Here is a 15,311-nt window from a genome sequence, read left to right on the forward strand (position 1 = left end):
TATGGCGCTCGCCACTTACGCCGACACTGTGTCGGTGTAAGTGGCGAGCGCCGTCTTCTACAGGAACGAGTTGATCTCGATCGTCTCGGTGCGGCCGGGGCCGACGCCGATCGCGGAGATCGGCGCGCCGGACATCTCCTCCAGCGCCTTGACGTAGTCCTGCGCGTTCTTCGGCAGGTCGGCGAAGGTCTTCGCCTTGCTGATGTCCTCGTTCCAGCCGGGCAGGTACTCGTAGACCGGCTTGGCGTGGTGGAAGTCGGTCTGGCTGTACGGCAGCTCGGTGACCCGCTCACCGTCGATCTCGTAGGCGACACAGACCGGGATCTGCTCCCAGCCGGTGAGGACGTCGAGCTTGGTGAGGAAGAAGTCGGTGAGGCCGTTGACCCGGGTCGCGTAGCGGGCGATGACCGCGTCGAACCAGCCGCAGCGCCGGTCGCGGCCGGTGGTGACGCCGCGCTCGCCGCCGATACGGCGAAGCTCGTCGCCGTCCTTGTCGAGCAGCTCGGTCGGGAAGGGGCCCGCGCCGACGCGGGTGGTGTAGGCCTTGAGGATGCCGATGACCCGGCTGATCTTCGTGGGGCCGATGCCGGAGCCGGTGCAGGCGCCGCCGGCGGTGGGGTTGGAGGAGGTCACGAAGGGATACGTGCCGTGGTCGACGTCCAGCAGGGTGCCCTGGCCGCCTTCCAGGAGGACGACCTTGTCCTGTTCGAGGGCCTGGTTGAGGACCAGGGTGGTGTCGGCGACGTAGTCCTTGATCTGCTCCGCGTAGCCGAGGTACTCCTCGACGACCTGCTCGGTGCTGATCGCGCGCCGGTTGAAGAGCTTGACCAGGACCTGGTTCTTGTCGTTGAGCGCGGCCTCGACCTTCTGGAGGAGGATCGACTCGTCGAAGAGGTCCTGGACCCGGATGCCCACGCGGTTGATCTTGTCGGCGTAGGCGGGGCCGATGCCGCGCCCGGTGGTGCCGATCTTGCGCTTACCGAGGAAGCGTTCCGTCACCTTGTCGATGGTCTGGTGATACGGCGTGATGAGGTGAGCGTTTCCGCTGATCAGGAGCTTGGACGTGTCGATGCCGCGCTCGTTCAGTCCGCTCAGCTCGGAGAGCAGGACCGCCGGGTCGATGACGACACCGTTTCCGATGACCGGGGTACACCCCGGCGACAGGATTCCGGAGGGGAGCAGATGGAGCGCGTACTTCTGGTCGCCGACGACGACCGTGTGGCCGGCGTTGTTGCCGCCCTGGTAGCGCACCACATAGTCCACGGAGCCGCCGAGCAGGTCCGTGGCCTTCCCCTTGCCTTCGTCACCCCACTGAGCACCGAGCAGCACAAGTGCGGGCACGTGCGTACACCCCTTCCGGGCGGGGCATGTCCAACGTGCAGAGAGCCGTCGAACCCGTGCCCCGGAATAGACGAAGCCCCTGGCGCAAGACAGCGCAAGGGGCTCTTGCACCGAGATGTTACCTGAGGAAGGACCAAGGTGTCGGCTCAGCGACCGGCGGGACACCCGCTGCTCGTGGTCATCGACCCGGCCGCCCGTGCCATGGACGGCGAATCCGTACGCATCGCAAAGGATGTCCTGTGCGCGGGATCCTCCTCCGTAAAGATCGCACTTCCGGACTCCGCCGAGGAGGTGGAGCGGGCGCTGGCCCACCGGGGCCGCCGCCGCACGGTGATCATCGGTGACGACGGCGCGCTGCTGCGGGTCGTGCGCGCGCTGCACCGCGAGCGGACGCTGGGCCAGGCGCCGGTCGGCCTGGTACCGGTCGGGCACCGGTCGGCGCTGCCGCTGGCCAGGGCGCTCGGGGTCCCCGCCGGTGCGGTGCCGGCGGCGCGCGCGGTACTGGACGGGGCCGAGCGGGAGCTCGACCTGCTGGTGGACGACAGCGGCGGCATCGTCGTCGGCGCGCTGCACATTCCGTGCGGCGCGGCGCCGCCGGTGCGGCTGGGGTGGCCCCCCATCGAACAGGCGGCGCGGACGGCGCGCGCGGCCCGGTCCCTGGTGCGGTCCCTGGTGGCCAACGGCCATCCGCAGCGACTCCGAGTGGAGGCGGACGGCGTCATCCTCGCGGACCTCGACCGCCCGGTGCACGAGGTGTCGGTGCGCACGGCCCAGCAGCCCGGCCTCGCCGAGGTGCTGGTGCGGGGGTCCAACGGCAGCGGCCCTGTCTCCGTACAGGCCCGCACGGTCACCGTCTCGGGACGTGACTTCCGCTACCGGGCGGACGCCTCGGTGAGCGGGCCGGTCCGTACCCGCACCTGGACCCTCCAGCCCGCGGCCTGGCGGCTGACCGTGCCGCGCTAGCCCTCACAGGGGTGCGCTCTGCTCGCGCAGGGCGGCTTTGTGCTCCTTCCAGCGGTCCATCATGTCCAGCATCTCCTTGTGCAGGAACTCGAAGAAGCTCGCGGTCTCCGCTATCCGCTGCCCGGCGGGCGTGTCGGGACCGAGCGCCTCGACTCCCCCGCGCAGGGTGTTCTCCCAGCGGAGGAGGACCTGGTCGCGGCGGCTGAAGGTCTCGTACCACTGGTCGGTGTGCATCCGGTACCGCTCGCGCCGCGATCCGGGCTCCCGCTCGCGCGAGATCATGCCGACCTGGGACAGATAGCGGACCGCGCCCGAGACGGCGGCCGGGCTGATCTGCAACCGCTCCCCCAGTTCGGCGGAGCTGAGCGCGCCCTCCTCCGAGGCGAGCAGCGCCGCAAAGACGCGGGCGGCCATGCGCTGCATGCCCGCTTCCACGAGCTCGGCGGCGAACCGCTCGACGAACGTCCGGGACTCGGCTTCCACAACCGCCTCCGTTCACTGTCTTCACAAGTTCCTGAAAGTAGCGTACATTCAAAATATGGAGAAGGCAATCGATGTGGTGGGCCTGCACAAGTCCTTCGGCCGCACACACGCGCTGGACGGCCTCGACCTCGTCGTGGAGAAGGGCGAGGTCCACGGCTTCCTGGGGCCCAACGGCGCCGGGAAGTCCACGACGATCCGAGTGCTGCTCGGCCTGCTGCGCGCCGACGCGGGCGCGGTGCGGCTCCTCGGCGGCGACCCCTGGCGGGACGCGGTCGAGCTGCACCGGCGGCTCGCTTATGTGCCGGGGGATGTGACGCTGTGGCGCAACCTGAGCGGCGGCGAGGTCATAGACCTGCTCGGACGGCTGCGCGGAGGGCTGGACGCCGGACGGCGGAAGGATCTGCTGGAGCGCTTCGAACTCGACCCGACGAAAAAGGGCCGCGCCTACTCGAAGGGCAACCGGCAGAAGGTCGCACTGGTCGCCGCCTTCGCCTCGGATGTCGACCTGCTGATCCTGGACGAGCCGACCTCCGGCCTCGACCCGCTCATGGAGGAGGTCTTCCGCGACTGCGTGCGGGAGGAGCGCGACCGGGGCCGGACCGTGCTGCTGTCCAGCCATATCCTCAGCGAGGTCGAGGCGCTCTGCGACCGGGTCAGCATCATCCGCAAGGGCCGGACGGTGGAGACCGGCACCCTCGCCGACATGCGCCATCTGACCCGCACCTCCGTCACCGCCGACCTGGCGGGGCCGCCGAACGGGCTGTCGCAGCTGCCCGGAGTCCATGACCTGGACATACAGGGCCGGCGCGTGAAGCTCCAGGTCGAGACCGACCAGTTGGACGCAGTGCTGCGGCAGCTCAGTGAGTCGGGCGTGCGCAGTCTCACCAGCACCCCGCCGACCCTGGAGGAGCTCTTCCTGCGGCACTACGAGGACGAAGAAGCGGAGACCGTCCGATGAACGGCACCGGTGTGCTCGCACGACTGGCACTGCGGCGCGACCGGATCATGATCCCGGCCTGGGTGCTGCCCCTCGCGCTGATGGTCGCGACCACGGCATCCGCCTTCGGCTCGCTGTACGACACCGAGGCCAAGCGGGCCGACGTCGCGTCGAGCACGGCCGGCAACGGCTCGCTGCGGGCACTGTACGGCCCGGTCTTCGACACCGGCATCGGCGGGCTGACTGCCTGGCGGGTGATGGCCTTCGGCGCCGCGCTCGCCGGACTGATGGGGCTGCTGCTCGTGGTGCGGCACACCCGTGAGGAGGAGGAGACGGGGCGGCTCGAACTCGTCGGCGCGGGCGCGGTCGGACGCCGGGCGCCACTGGCCGCCGCCCTGCTCACCGCCTTCGGCGCCTCGCTCCTCCTCGGCTTGCTCGTCACACTGGTGCTGCTTCAGCAGGGGGCGGTCGGGGCGCTGGCGTTCGGACTCGCCTTCGCCGGCACGGGCTGTGCGTTCGCCGCGGTCGCGGCCGCCACCGCCCAGCTGACAGAGAGCGCCCGAGCCGCGAAGGGCATGGCGGGAGCCGTCCTCGGGCTCGCTTTTCTGCTCCGCGCGGCGGGCGACGCCGGATCCGGCACGCTGACCTGGATCTCGCCGCTCGGGTGGGCGGAGAACCTGCGGCCCTACGGGGGCGAGCGCTGGTGGGTGGCCGGGCTGTTCGCGGCCTGGGTCGCCGGGTTCGTCGCGGTGGCGTACGCCCTGGTCGCCCGCCGCGACCTCGACGCCTCACTTCTGCCGTCCCGCCCAGGCCCCGCCGAGGCCGGGCCCCGGCTGCGAAGCGCCTACGGCCTCGCCTGGCGGCTCCAGCGCGGATCCCTGCGGGGCTGGACCTTCGGCTTCGCCGTGGGCGGCGGCGTCCTCGGCGGCCTCACCAACGGCGTGGCCGACCTCATCCGGGACAACAAACAGCTCGCCGAGACCATGCGCGACATGGGCGGTTCCTCAGCGCTCACCGACTCCTACCTCGCCTCCATGACCGGCATCATGGGCATGATCGCCGCCGTCTATGCCGTCCAAGCGGTCCTGCGGCTCCAGTCCGAGGAGAACTCCGGCCGCGCCGAGCCCGTCCTCGCCACCGCCATCAGCCGCGTCCGCTGGGCCGCCGGCCATCTGGCGGTCGCCGTGTGCGGCTCTGTCCTCCTCATGCTCGTCTCCGGGCTGACCATGGGTCTCGGCTACGGCGCCTCCGCCGACGACACCGGCAACCAGATGGCCCGTCTGGCCGGCGCCGCGCTCGTCCAGCTCCCGGCGGTCTGGCTGGTCGCCGCCGTCGCCATGCTGCTCTACGGCGCCGTGCCCAGGCTGGCGGTGGCCAGCTGGAGCGTGGTCTCCCTGACGCTCGCCATCGGCCTCTACGGCCCTGCCCTCAAACTCGACCGGTGGGTGATGGATCTCTCGGCCTTCACCCACCTGCCCAAGGTGGTTTCCGCCGACGTGACTTACGGGCCACTGCTCCTCCTGACCCTTCTGGCTCTCGCCGTAGGCGGCGCGGGGCTGGCTGCCCTGCGCCGCCGGGACCTCATAGCGTGACGTTCAGGGCCTTGAGCCCACGGATCACATAACCGGGATTCCACTCGGGCTCGTCGACCAGCCGCATTCCCGGCGCCCGGCGCAGCAGAGTCCCGAACGACGCCGCCAGTTCGATCCGGGCGAGCGGCGCCCCCAGGCAGAAGTGGATACCCGCGCCAAAGGTCACGTGCGGGTTCTCCGCCCGGGCCAGGTCCAGCTCGTCCGGGCGCCCGAACCGGGCCGGGTCACGGTTCGCCGAGCCGAAGAGCAGCGCCACCTCGCTCCCGCGCGGGATGACCGTGCCGCCGATCTCGATGTCGTCCAGCACCCACCGCTCGAACATCTGCAACGGCGTGTCGTACCGCATCAGCTCCTCGACCGCGCTCGCCAGCAGTGCGTCAGGCGACGCGCGTAGCGCTTGCAGCTGCGCAGGATTTCGGAACAGCGTCCACCAGCCGTTTCCGGTCGTGTTCACCGTCGCCTCATGCCCCGCGTTGAGCAGGAGTACGCAGGTCGAGATCATCTCCTGCTCGCTCAGCCGGTCGCCCTCGTCATGGGCCGCGATCAGTGCGCTGATCAGGTCCTCGCCCGGCGTCTTGCGCCGTTCGCTGATCAGGCCGCGCAAGTACGCCGTGAAGTCCACACTCGCCTGGACGGCGCGGCGAGCCGCCTCCTCCGTCGGGTTCAGCTCGAACATCCCCACGATGTCCGCCGACCACGGGCGCAGCATGTGCCGGTCCCCCTGCGGTATCCCCAGCATCTCCGCGATCACCGCCACCGGCAGCGGCTCCGCGACGGTGGCGATCAGGTCGCCCCCGCCCTCCGCGAGGAGTTCGCTGACCAGCTCGTCCGCCAGCCGCTGCACGGTCGGCGTCAGCCGCTCCACCGTGCGCGGCGTGAACGCCTTCGACACGAGCCGGCGGATCCGGGTGTGATCCGGCGCCTCCAGGTCCAGCAGCCCGTTCCCGTTGAGCGTCGTGAACGGCTCGTGCTCCGGCGGCGGCGCCGTCCTGCCGAATTCCTCATGCGTGAATCGATGCAGGTAGGTCCGGCCCAGGCGCCGGTCCCGCAGCAGCGCGCTCACGTCCTCGTAGTGCGGGATGAGCCACTGCCGGCTCGGCTCGAACCAATGCGCCCGGCCCGCTGCGCGCAGCGCGGCATACGCCGGGTAGGGGTTCGCCACGAAGTCCGGAGACCACGGGTCGAACGCGGGCTGCTGCTCTGCTGTGCTCATGCCTCCGGAGGGTATCCGGCGTGCTTCTCATCTGCGCACGTACGCCCCCACTACGCCCCTCCCCGGCGATTGTGGCCACCCGGCAGCGGGCATCACGCTAACGAACAGCACAACGCATGGGCCGGCCGACCACCCATCGCGGGGAGAACCCCCTATCGGCGGCGCCCCGGAGTCCCCTCTCCGGTCAACCGCCCCTACAGGTCATCACCACGAGCGTGATGCCGACGGCCACACCCCAGGCTGCCGCGTCCCGCACGGGGCGGTGTGGAGGTGGACCCATGAGTGCGATTGACAGGCGGCGCGCGAAGCCCGTCTTACGTTTCCTCTGCTTTGCCGTCCTGGCTGCGGCTGGATGTGCCCTGGCCAGCATCGTCATGACCCTCGTTCCGGGCCTGCGCACCACAGCCAGCGGCAACGCCGGGCAGGCTTACGGCGCAGCGGCCTCGTCCAGTGCCGTCATGGTGCTCTTCTACATGGCGAAGACGCTGCGCCTTCAGCGGAAAGAGACATCTCTGCAGCGGCAGGAACTCGAGCTGCAAAGGGAAGAGATGCGCCTGCAACGGACCGAGCTGGAGCTCCAGAGGCAGGAAATGAGGCGGTCCGCAGGTGAGCTGCACCGCAGCGCGGAAGCAGAGCTTAGGAGCCTGCACATGCAATTGCTCAAGTTGGCAATCGCCGACCCCGATCTTGCGGAAGTGTGGCCGGAATCCTCGCCCGGCCTTTCTGCCAAGCGCAATCGACAGTATCTGTACGCCAACCTCATCTACTGCCACGTCATGTTGGTGCACCGGCTGAGCAAGACCACGGACCTCCAGATCGTCGCCCACATGCGGAACATCGTTGGCTCTCCGCTGTTCCGCGCTTACTGGGAGGCTGGCCGATCAGCTCGCGAGGAGCTGGAACCCGGCACACAAGAACATCACTTCGCCGCCCTCGTCGAAGAGGCCATGGCACAGACTGCGGATCGGTTCGTCTCGCCAGATCTCCGCGTAGTCGACCAAGGTCTGTGAAGCAGAGCGTGGTGCTCGATGGACTCGGGTCGGACTTCGGGCATTCTGCGTGCGCAGGAGTCCGTAAGGGACGTACTCGTGGGGGATGAGGGCCAGGACATACGGCGTGTCGACGGGACTCGGCGGTGATCACGCGGTAGGAACGCCCGGTGACAGACATCACTCGCAGACTGGGCGCCGCTCCACGGGAGCGCGGCAGTGTATGCAACAACACCTGCCCTGATCTGTTTGAGCTCAGCGACGGCCGGTTCGCTGTCATCGGCACAGACATGACCGACGAACTCACGGGGAAACTCCCAGCCGATGCTGGGGTCGCGTCCTACGAGCGCATCGTCGTCATCACTCGCGAGACCCTGCTCCGGGCCAAGGACGACATCGCCAAGCTTTAGGCAGGGCAACGCTCACCCACCCGGCGTAACCAATCGGGCCTCATACGCGAAGACCGCCGCCTGCGTCCTGTCACGGAGCCCGAGCTTCACCAGGACGCGGCTCACATGCGTCTTCACCGTCGACTCGGCAACGACCAGGTGCGACGCGATCTCCGCATTGGACAGCCCCTGCGCAACCAGCACCAGCACCTCCGTCTCCCGCTCCGTCAGGTCGCCCACGCGGTCCTGGGCGGGAGGCCGGGGGGACCCCAGACGGGAGAACTCGGCGATGAGGCGCTTGGTGACGGCGGGAGCCAGGAGCGCTTCGCCGGCGGCGACAATGCGGACGCCGTCGGCCAGTTGCTGGGCGGAGGCGTCTTTGAGGAGGAAGCCGGAGGCGCCGGCGCGGAGGGCTTGGTAGACGTATTCGTCTAGGTCGAAGGTGGTGAGGACGAGGACCTTGGCATCGGCGTCGGCGGCGATGATCTCGCGGGTGGCTTCGAGGCCGTTGAGCTCGGGCATGCGGATGTCCATGAGGACGACGTCGGGCCGGAGGGCGGCGACCTGGGTGATGGCTTCGTGGCCGTTGACGGCCTCGCCGACGACCTCGATGCCGGGCTGGGCGTTGAGGAGGACGGAGAAGCCTTCGCGGACCATCATCTGGTCGTCGACGATCAGCACACGGATGGCATTCACGCGTCGCTCCCGACGGGGAGGAAGGCGATGACTTCGTAGCCACCGTCGGAGGTCGGCTCGGCCGTGACCTCGCCGCCGAGTACGGCCGCGCGCTCCCGCATGCCGAGGAGGCCGTGGCCGGCGCCGGGTGAGGGCCGCAGGGCCCCCGTGGGCGGGCCGTTGAGGATGCGGAGGCCGAGGCCTACGGGGACGTAGGAGAGCTCGACGCGGGCGGGGGCGCCGGGGGCGTGGCGGAGGGTGTTGCTGAGGGCTTCCTGGATGATGCGGTAGGCGGAGAGCTCGACGCCCTGGGGGAGGTCGCGGACGGCGCCGGTGATGACCTTGTCGACGGTGAGGCCGGCGTCGCGGACGTTGGCCAGTAGGGAATCCAGGACTGCGAGGGTGGGCTGCGGCGCTTGCGGCGCTTCGTAGTCCTCGGCTCGGACGACGCCGAGCACGCGGCGCAGCTCGGTCAGGGCGATGACGGCGTTCTCGCGGATGACGGCGAAGCTGCGGGTGAGCTCCTCGGGCGGGTTGTCGACGCGGTAGGGCGCGGCCTCGGCCTGGATGGCGATGACGGACATGTGGTGGGCGACGACGTCGTGGAGCTCGCGGGCGATGGTGGTGCGCTCCTCCAGGACCGTACGCCGCGAGCGTTCGACCTCGGTGACGGCGACCTGGGCGGCGACCTCCTGCTTGGACTCGCGCAGGCCGCGTACGGCGAGGACGCCGAGGAGCAGGAGGCCGGAGACGATGGCCATGGGGACGACGGACGGCGGGCGCCAGCTGTTGGAAAGGGTGTAGAAGAGGCCCAGCAACACGGTGAGCAGCCACATCTCGGCGGCGACACGCGGCCTGGAGCGGCTTGCGACGAACACCATCACGGCGATGTGGGAAACGAATCCGGTGGCGGTCCACGGCGAGGGGAAGTCGTCGGGCAGTGCCACGCCGGTGAAGGCGCTCGCGGCGAAGGACAGCCACCAGCCGCCGAGCGGCCGGAAGAGCATGAAGATCAACGGCGCCCCGGTGAGCAGGGCGCTGATGCCGCCTTCCGGCCCATCGTCGACCGCCACGGCCACGAGCATCAGGAAGAGCGTGAAGGCGATGACCGCGGCCTGCGGCAGCCAGCGGACCTGCGGGCGGACGCGCTGCGGCAGCACCCGGAGCAGGGCGTGGCCGTCCGGCAGCGGCGGGGCCGGGCGGAAGGCGAAGGCGTCGGTGAAGAGGTCCTGGCGGAAGGCGCCGAGTGCGTCGCGGGCTATGCGAAGTTCGGTCCGCAAGGAGGGCTGGGGGGTCGTCTGGCTGGTCTCGGTCACGCTCTCACAGTAGGCAGCGGCAAGGTCGCCGTCGTCACCAGCGGAGATGATGTCCGCGCGTACATCTCAGGTACTACGAGCCCGCTCCGCCACCTACCAGGCCAGCTGCGTGATCTCCTCGGCCACGACGGCGGCCGCGTCGGCCGAGGGGTCGATGAGCGGGAAGTGCCCGACGCCGTCGAGGACGGTGAGCTGGATTTCCTGGCCCGCCTTGGCGGAGGCGTCCGCGTAGGCCTCGGCGACCTGCGGCGGGACGTCACTGTCAGTGGCACCGTGCACGATGGTGGTGGCGATACCGGTGGGGACGAGCACGGCGGGATCGGCGTGGGGCAGCCGCGCCTCGAAGTGCCCGCCGAGGAACTGGACTGCGGCGTCGGAGCACACGCCCAGCGCCCGCGCGGAGGTGAGGTCCGCGATGGGCGCGAGGGCGACGACGCCGCGCAACGGGGGAGGTGTGGTGCGGTGCCAGCGGGAATCGGACGGCAGTACGTGGCGGGCGGCGGCCCAGAGCGCGAGGTGGCCGCCGGCGGAGTGCCCGGCGAGGACGATGCGCCGCGGGTCGACGCTCTCGTCGCCGAGGGCGGCCACGGCGAGGGCGGGCACGGCCTCGGTGGCGGCCGCGGCGTCGTCCAGGGTGTCGGGCCACCGGCCGGCCAGCGGGCCGCCCCCGTCGGCGCCGCGCCGGTATTCGACGGAGGCGACGGCGAAGCCGTGCCGCCGTGCGAGGAAGGCCGCGAGGGGCGAGATGTGCGCGCGGTCGTAGGCCGCGCGCCACGCCCCGCCGTGGAAGAGCACGACGAGGGGCGCGGGCCGCCCTGCGAGCAGGCGGCCCGGCCGGTAGAAGTCGACCAGCTGGTCGGGCAGTTCGCCGTACGCGGCGGTCGCGTCCGGGGGTACGGGCGCGTGCGCGAAGGCCGACTCCTCCTCGTTGGGCATGCCTTACGTGATTCCTTCCGCTACGGATCCGAGTACGGACCCGAGTGTGCGCGCGGCGCGCAGGACGTCCGCGTAGCTCGTGTAGAGCGGGGTGAAGCCGAAGCGGAGGATATCCGGCGGCCGGTGGTCGCCGACCACGCCCCCGGCGATCAGCGCGCGCATGACCTCGTCCGCCCCCGCGCAGCGCAACGCGACCTGGCTGCCGCGCTGTTCATGCGCCACCGGGGTCACCGACTCGATGAGCCCTGCCGGGACGTACGCCGCGACGCACTCCAGGAAGAAGTCGGTGAGGGCGAGGCTCTTGGCCCGTACGGCCTCGATGGCGACCCCGTCCCAGACGTCCAGGGCGGCGTCCAGCGCGAGGAGGGAGAGGATGTCCGGCGTGCCGACCCGGCCGCGCGGGCTGCCCTCGGCCGCCCGGTAGGCGGCTTCCATGGCGAAGGGGTCGCGGTGGGAGTTCCAGCCGGGCAGCGGGGAGTCGAAGCGGGGCTGGAGATCGCGGCGTACGTAGAGATAGGCCGGGGAGCCCGGTCCGCCGTTGAGGTACTTGTACGTGCAGCCGACGGCGAGGTCGACGCCGTGCTCGTCCAGGCCGACCGGGAGGGCGCCCGCGCTGTGGCAGAGGTCCCAGACGACCAGGGCACCGGCGGCGTGGGCCGCGGCCGTGATGCCGGGGAGGTCGTGGAGGCGGCCGGTGCGGTAGTCGACGTGGTTGACGAGGGCCACGGCGGTGTTCGCGTCGATCTGCGCGGCCATGTCGGCGGCCGCCACGGCCCGGATCCGGCAGCCGGTCATGCGGGCGGCGGACTCGGCTATGTAACCGTCGGTGGGGAAGGTGGCCGCGTCGACCAGCACCTCGGCACGGCCGGGCCCGGCCATGCGTATCGCGGCGACGACCGCCTTGAAGACGTTCACGCTGGTCGAGTCACCGGCCACGACCTGGCCGGGCGCGGCTCCGACGAGCGGGGCGATGCGGTCGCCGATCCGCTCGGGGGCGGTCCACCAGCCGCTCTCGTCCCAGGAGCGGATGCGCAGGCTGCCCCATTCGCGGGCGATGACGTCCTGGAGGCGGGGGCCGACGGCGGCGGGGAGCGCGCCGAGCGAGTTGCCGTCGAGATAGACGGCGTCGTCGAGCACGAAGCGGTCGCGGACCTTGGCGAGTTCGTCGGCGGCGTCGAGCCGCTCTGCCCTGAGGGCGAGGTCGTCAGACATGGCTGCGGGCCGTCCAGAGCTCGGGGAAGACATTCTTGGTGGCACGCTTCTCCAGCCAGGCCACGCCGGCGGAGCCGCCCGTGCCGGTCTTGGCGCCCATCGCGCGACGGGTGGCGACCAGATGGTCGTTGCGCCAGCGCCACACCAGTTCGGCGACCTCGGTCAGCGCCTCGCCGAGACGGACCGCCTCGCTGTCCTGGCCCGGGCCGGCGTATATCCGCTGCCAGACCTGCTCGACGCCCGGGTCGGCGTCGTAGCGCTGCGCCAGGTCACGGGTGAGGACGGCGGCCGGCACGTCGTGGCCGCGCCGGGCGAGAAAGCCGAGCGCCTCGTCGTAGAGGCTCGGCTCCTGCAGGGCCTTCTCCAGTTCGGAGTGGACGCGCGGCGCGCCGCGGTGCGGGACGAGCATCGACGCGGACTTCTCGCCGAGCAGGAACTCCATCCGCCGGTACATCGCGGACTGGAAGCCGGAGCCCTCGCCGAGGGCGCTGCGATAGGCGTTGAACTGGCCGGGGGTGAGGTGGGCGAGCGGCTTCCAGGAGGCGTTGAGCGACTCCAGTTCGTATGTGCTGCGCTTCAGCGCGGCCATCGCGGTGGGCAGGTCGTCGGCGCGCAGGGCCTGCGCGGCGGTGCGCCACTCGTGGACGATGACGGTGAACCACAGCTCCATGACCTGGGTGGTCACAAGGAAGACCATCTCGCCGGGATCGTCGGAGCGCGGGTGCTGGAGGTGGGTGAGGACGTCCGCCTGGACGTAGTCCTCGTACGGGGTGGTGCCCTCGAAATCGAGGTTTGGGGGCACGCTGAATCCCTGGGACTCATGGGGCTCGTGGGACATTGGGGGTTTCTCCGGTCGAGTAGCTACCGGGTGGCGGTCCGTCCCGCGCCCGTCGGCTGCGGAACGCCGGTCCCCTCGGACCCGCGCGCGATCACGCGTCAGCGGGCCCACCGCGAATCATGCTCGAAACACGGTGGGCCGCGCAAGAGCCGCTGTCCGCGAGGCGGGACTCAGCCGAGGGTGTCGGCCGCGGTCTGGGAGGAGTCGCGCAGGAAGGCGGAGCAGCGCTCGTACTCCTCCTGCTCGCCGATCGCCTGCGCGGCGCGGGCGAGGGCGTGCAGCGCCCGGAGGAAGCCGCGGTTGGGCTCGTGCTCCCACGGCACCGGGCCGTGGCCCTTCCAGCCGTTGCGGCGCAGCGCGTCCAGGCCGCGGTGGTAGCCGGTGCGGGCGTAGGCGTACGACTCCACGACCCGGCCGCCCTCGAAGGCGTCGTCGGCGAGCTGTGCCCAGGCGAGCGACGAGACCGGGTACTTGGCGGCGACCTCGGCGGGGGCGGTGCCGGAGGCGAGCAGCTCGCGCGGCTCCGGGTCGTCGGGCAGATGGGTCGGGGGCGGACCCCCGAGCAGGTTCTCGTGAATGGACATGGGCTCCAGTCTGCCCTGCCGCGGTGCGTCGCGGCGTCAGGCATACGAAGGGCCCGGCACCTCGCGCCGAGGTGCCGGGCCCTTCGTACGAGCCGCTACTTGAGCTTGGTGCCCGTGGAGCGCAGGTTCGCGCAGGCCTCGGTCACGCGCTTGGCCATGCTCGCCTCGGCGAGCTTGCCCCAGGTGCGCGGGTCGTAGGTGGACTTCTTGCCGACCTCGCCGTCGACCTTCAGGACACCGTCGTAGTTGCGGAACATGTGGTCCGCGACCGGGCGGGTGAAGGCGTACTGGGTGTCGGTGTCGAGGTTCATCTTCACGACGCCGTTCTCCAGCGCGGTGGCGATCTCCTGCTCGGTGGAGCCGGAGCCGCCGTGGAAGACGAAGTCGAACGGCGAGCCCTTGCCGTACTTGGCGGCGACGCCCTCCTGCAGGTCCTTGAGCAGCTCGGGGCGCAGGACCACGTTGCCCGGCTTGTAGACGCCGTGGACGTTGCCGAAGGAGGCGGCCAGCAGGTAGCGGCCCTTCTCGCCCAGGCCGAGGGCCTCGGCGGTGCGGAGCGCGTCGTCGACGGTGGTGTAGAGCTCGTCGTTGATCTCGTGGCTGACGCCGTCCTCCTCGCCACCCGTCGGGGTGATCTCCACCTCAAGGATGATCTTGGCGGCGGCGGCCAGGGCCAGCAGCTCCTGGCCGATGGCCAGGTTGTCGGCCAGGGTCTCGGCCGAGCCGTCCCACATGTGCGACTGGAACAGCGGGTTGCGGCCCTGGGCGACGCGCTCGGCGGAGACCGCGAGCAGCGGGCGTACGTAGCCGTCGAGCTTGTCCTTGGGGCAGTGGTCGGTGTGCAGCGCGACCGTCACCGGGTACTTCTCGGCGACGATGTGGGCGAACTCGGCGAGCGCGACCGAGCCGGTGACCATTTCCTTGCTGTACTGGCCGCCCAGGAACTCGGCGCCGCCGGTGGAGATCTGGACGATGCCGTCGCTCTCCGCCTCCGCGAAGCCCCGCAGCGCGGCGTGCAGGGTCTGGGTCGAGGTGACGTTGATGGCCGGGTAGGCGAACTTGCCTGCCTTCGCCCGGTCCAGCATCTCGTTGTAGACCTCAGGGGTTGCGATGGGCATCTGTCCGCTCCTTGTGATCTGCGGGTTTTTGTGACCTTGGGTGACCCTGACCTGGGGTCGACGTCATCGTCGAGGGCATCTTCTCAGATGGCCGGTTTCACGTGAAACGGGCTGATCGCCCGAACAGGGCCCAGGGATGATTCAGTGCCGCTTCAGCCGAGGTCGAGATCCGCCAGCCCGTACACCTGGCGGTACGGGAGCCCGGCCGCCGCGATCGCCGGGGCGGCCCCGCGCTCGACGATCACCGCGACGCCGACCACCTCGGCGCCGGCCTCGCGCAGCGCCTCGACGGCGGCGAGCGGCGAGCCGCCGGTGGTGGAGGTGTCGTCGACCGCGAGCACCCGGCGGCCCTTGACGTCCGGGCCCTCGACCTGGCGCTGCATGCCGTGGGCCTTGGCGGCCTTGCGCACGAAGAAGGCGTCGAGCCGCTTCCCGCGCGCGGCGGAGGCGTGCAGCATCGCGGTCGCGACGGGGTCGGCGCCGGCCGTCATCCCGCCCACGGCCTCGTAGTCGAGGTCGGCGGTGGCGTCCAGCATCAACTGCCCGACCAGCGGGGCGGCCTCGCCGTCCAGGGTGATCCGGCGCAGGTCGACGTAGTAGTCGGACTCCAGGCCTGAGGAGAGGATCACCTTGCCGTGGACCACGGCCTTGGCCTTGATCTGCTGAAGGAGGGCTTCGCGGGCGTCGTCGGCGTCAGTCATGGCTACGAGGTTATCCCCAGTTGT

General features: G+C 70.6%; 16 protein-coding genes. 5 read left to right on the top strand and 11 right to left on the bottom strand.

Annotated features, from left to right (window positions below):
• Window positions 1-57 precede the first annotated feature (57 nt).
• Window positions 58-1,341: an adenylosuccinate synthase gene (locus tag OG607_RS20250; RefSeq protein WP_405725031.1), complete on the bottom strand. Its 1,284-nt coding sequence runs from the start codon at window positions 1,339-1,341 to the stop codon at window positions 58-60.
• A 138-nt stretch (window positions 1,342-1,479) separates the two neighbouring features.
• Here OG607_RS20250 and OG607_RS20255 point away from each other — a divergent pair, with 138 nt between their 5' ends.
• Window positions 1,480-2,304, top strand: a complete 825-nt coding sequence (locus OG607_RS20255) for a diacylglycerol kinase family protein (protein WP_405725034.1) — start codon at window positions 1,480-1,482, stop codon at window positions 2,302-2,304.
• Between the two features lie 3 nt (window positions 2,305-2,307).
• Here the strand turns inward: OG607_RS20255 and OG607_RS20260 are convergent, their stop codons facing one another.
• Window positions 2,308-2,727, bottom strand: a complete 420-nt coding sequence (locus tag OG607_RS20260; RefSeq protein ID WP_405736924.1) for a GbsR/MarR family transcriptional regulator — start codon at window positions 2,725-2,727, stop codon at window positions 2,308-2,310.
• A 115-nt stretch (window positions 2,728-2,842) separates the two neighbouring features.
• On the opposite strand from OG607_RS20260, the gene OG607_RS20265 reads away from it, so the two are divergent.
• Together OG607_RS20265 and OG607_RS20270 are read left to right on the top strand one after the other, a co-directional pair.
• Window positions 2,843-3,745 carry an ATP-binding cassette domain-containing protein gene (locus tag OG607_RS20265; protein ID WP_405725039.1) on the top strand — a complete coding sequence of 301 codons (903 nt, stop codon included), beginning with the start codon at window positions 2,843-2,845 and terminating at the stop codon, window positions 3,743-3,745.
• Window positions 3,742-5,316, top strand: coding sequence for an ABC transporter permease (locus tag OG607_RS20270; protein ID WP_405725042.1), 1,575 nt, complete (start codon window positions 3,742-3,744; stop codon window positions 5,314-5,316). The genes OG607_RS20265 and OG607_RS20270 overlap by 4 nt, the downstream gene beginning before the upstream one ends.
• Here OG607_RS20270 and OG607_RS20275 read toward each other — a convergent pair.
• Window positions 5,306-6,529, bottom strand: a complete 1,224-nt coding sequence (locus tag OG607_RS20275) for a cytochrome P450 (protein WP_405725045.1) — start codon at window positions 6,527-6,529, stop codon at window positions 5,306-5,308. The genes OG607_RS20270 and OG607_RS20275 overlap by 11 nt on opposite strands.
• 278 nt (window positions 6,530-6,807) lie before the next feature.
• On the opposite strand from OG607_RS20275, the gene OG607_RS20280 reads away from it, so the two are divergent.
• On the top strand, window positions 6,808-7,539 hold the full coding sequence (locus OG607_RS20280) for a DUF6082 family protein (RefSeq protein ID WP_405725047.1): 732 nt from the start codon (window positions 6,808-6,810) through the stop codon (window positions 7,537-7,539).
• Between the two features lie 149 nt (window positions 7,540-7,688).
• Complete coding sequence (locus OG607_RS20285; protein ID WP_405725050.1) at window positions 7,689-7,928, top strand: hypothetical protein; 240 nt, start codon at window positions 7,689-7,691, stop codon at window positions 7,926-7,928.
• Between the two features lie 12 nt (window positions 7,929-7,940).
• On the opposite strand, the gene OG607_RS20290 is transcribed toward OG607_RS20285, so the two are convergent.
• The 8 genes from OG607_RS20290 to pyrE form a co-directional block, all read right to left on the bottom strand.
• A complete protein-coding gene (locus OG607_RS20290) occupies window positions 7,941-8,603 on the bottom strand; it encodes a response regulator (RefSeq protein WP_405725053.1) in 663 nt (220 codons plus the stop codon).
• A complete protein-coding gene (locus OG607_RS20295) occupies window positions 8,600-9,898 on the bottom strand; it encodes a sensor histidine kinase (protein ID WP_405725056.1) in 1,299 nt (432 codons plus the stop codon). The genes OG607_RS20290 and OG607_RS20295 overlap by 4 nt, the downstream gene beginning before the upstream one ends.
• A 93-nt stretch (window positions 9,899-9,991) precedes the next feature.
• Window positions 9,992-10,834: an alpha/beta hydrolase gene (locus OG607_RS20300; RefSeq protein ID WP_405725059.1), complete on the bottom strand. Its 843-nt coding sequence runs from the start codon at window positions 10,832-10,834 to the stop codon at window positions 9,992-9,994.
• A gap of 3 nt (window positions 10,835-10,837) precedes the next feature.
• Window positions 10,838-12,046, bottom strand: coding sequence for a kynureninase (gene kynU, locus OG607_RS20305; RefSeq protein ID WP_405725062.1), 1,209 nt, complete (start codon window positions 12,044-12,046; stop codon window positions 10,838-10,840).
• Window positions 12,039-12,884 carry a tryptophan 2,3-dioxygenase family protein gene (locus OG607_RS20310; RefSeq protein ID WP_405725065.1) on the bottom strand — a complete coding sequence of 282 codons (846 nt, stop codon included), beginning with the start codon at window positions 12,882-12,884 and terminating at the stop codon, window positions 12,039-12,041. Before OG607_RS20310 ends, kynU begins: the two co-directional genes overlap by 8 nt.
• A gap of 170 nt (window positions 12,885-13,054) precedes the next feature.
• Window positions 13,055-13,468 (bottom strand): DUF3151 domain-containing protein, encoded by a 414-nt coding sequence (locus OG607_RS20315; RefSeq protein ID WP_405725068.1) that lies wholly within the window; start codon window positions 13,466-13,468, stop codon window positions 13,055-13,057.
• Window positions 13,469-13,563: 95 nt separating this feature from the next.
• The gene (fbaA, locus tag OG607_RS20320) at window positions 13,564-14,604 is read right to left on the bottom strand and encodes a class II fructose-bisphosphate aldolase (protein WP_405736926.1); all 1,041 of its coding nucleotides are present in this window, start codon (window positions 14,602-14,604) and stop codon (window positions 13,564-13,566) included.
• A 134-nt stretch (window positions 14,605-14,738) separates the two neighbouring features.
• A complete protein-coding gene (pyrE, locus tag OG607_RS20325) occupies window positions 14,739-15,287 on the bottom strand; it encodes an orotate phosphoribosyltransferase (RefSeq protein ID WP_329314549.1) in 549 nt (182 codons plus the stop codon).
• Window positions 15,288-15,311 lie beyond the last annotated feature (24 nt).

This window comes from Streptomyces sp. NBC_01537 (assembly GCF_045040445.1).
Classification (GTDB): Bacteria; Actinomycetota; Actinomycetes; order Streptomycetales; family Streptomycetaceae; genus Actinacidiphila.

What these genes read in the sequence shown, in the direction of transcription:
- OG607_RS20310 (WP_405725065.1), bottom strand. Translation starts at nt 12,884, where the DNA reads ATGTCCCACGAGCCCCATGAGTCCCAGGGATTCAGCGTGCCCCCAAAC.
- OG607_RS20270 (WP_405725042.1), top strand. Translation starts at nt 3,742, where the DNA reads ATGAACGGCACCGGTGTGCTCGCACGACTGGCACTGCGGCGCGACCGG.
- pyrE (WP_329314549.1), bottom strand. Translation starts at nt 15,287, where the DNA reads ATGACTGACGCCGACGACGCCCGCGAAGCCCTCCTTCAGCAGATCAAG.
- kynU (WP_405725062.1), bottom strand. Translation starts at nt 12,046, where the DNA reads ATGTCTGACGACCTCGCCCTCAGGGCAGAGCGGCTCGACGCCGCCGAC.
- OG607_RS20260 (WP_405736924.1), bottom strand. Translation starts at nt 2,727, where the DNA reads ATGCAGCGCATGGCCGCCCGCGTCTTTGCGGCGCTGCTCGCCTCGGAG.
- OG607_RS20300 (WP_405725059.1), bottom strand. Translation starts at nt 10,834, where the DNA reads ATGCCCAACGAGGAGGAGTCGGCCTTCGCGCACGCGCCCGTACCCCCG.
- OG607_RS20275 (WP_405725045.1), bottom strand. Translation starts at nt 6,529, where the DNA reads ATGAGCACAGCAGAGCAGCAGCCCGCGTTCGACCCGTGGTCTCCGGAC.
- OG607_RS20265 (WP_405725039.1), top strand. Translation starts at nt 2,843, where the DNA reads ATGGAGAAGGCAATCGATGTGGTGGGCCTGCACAAGTCCTTCGGCCGC.
- OG607_RS20315 (WP_405725068.1), bottom strand. Translation starts at nt 13,468, where the DNA reads ATGTCCATTCACGAGAACCTGCTCGGGGGTCCGCCCCCGACCCATCTG.
- OG607_RS20280 (WP_405725047.1), top strand. Translation starts at nt 6,808, where the DNA reads ATGAGTGCGATTGACAGGCGGCGCGCGAAGCCCGTCTTACGTTTCCTC.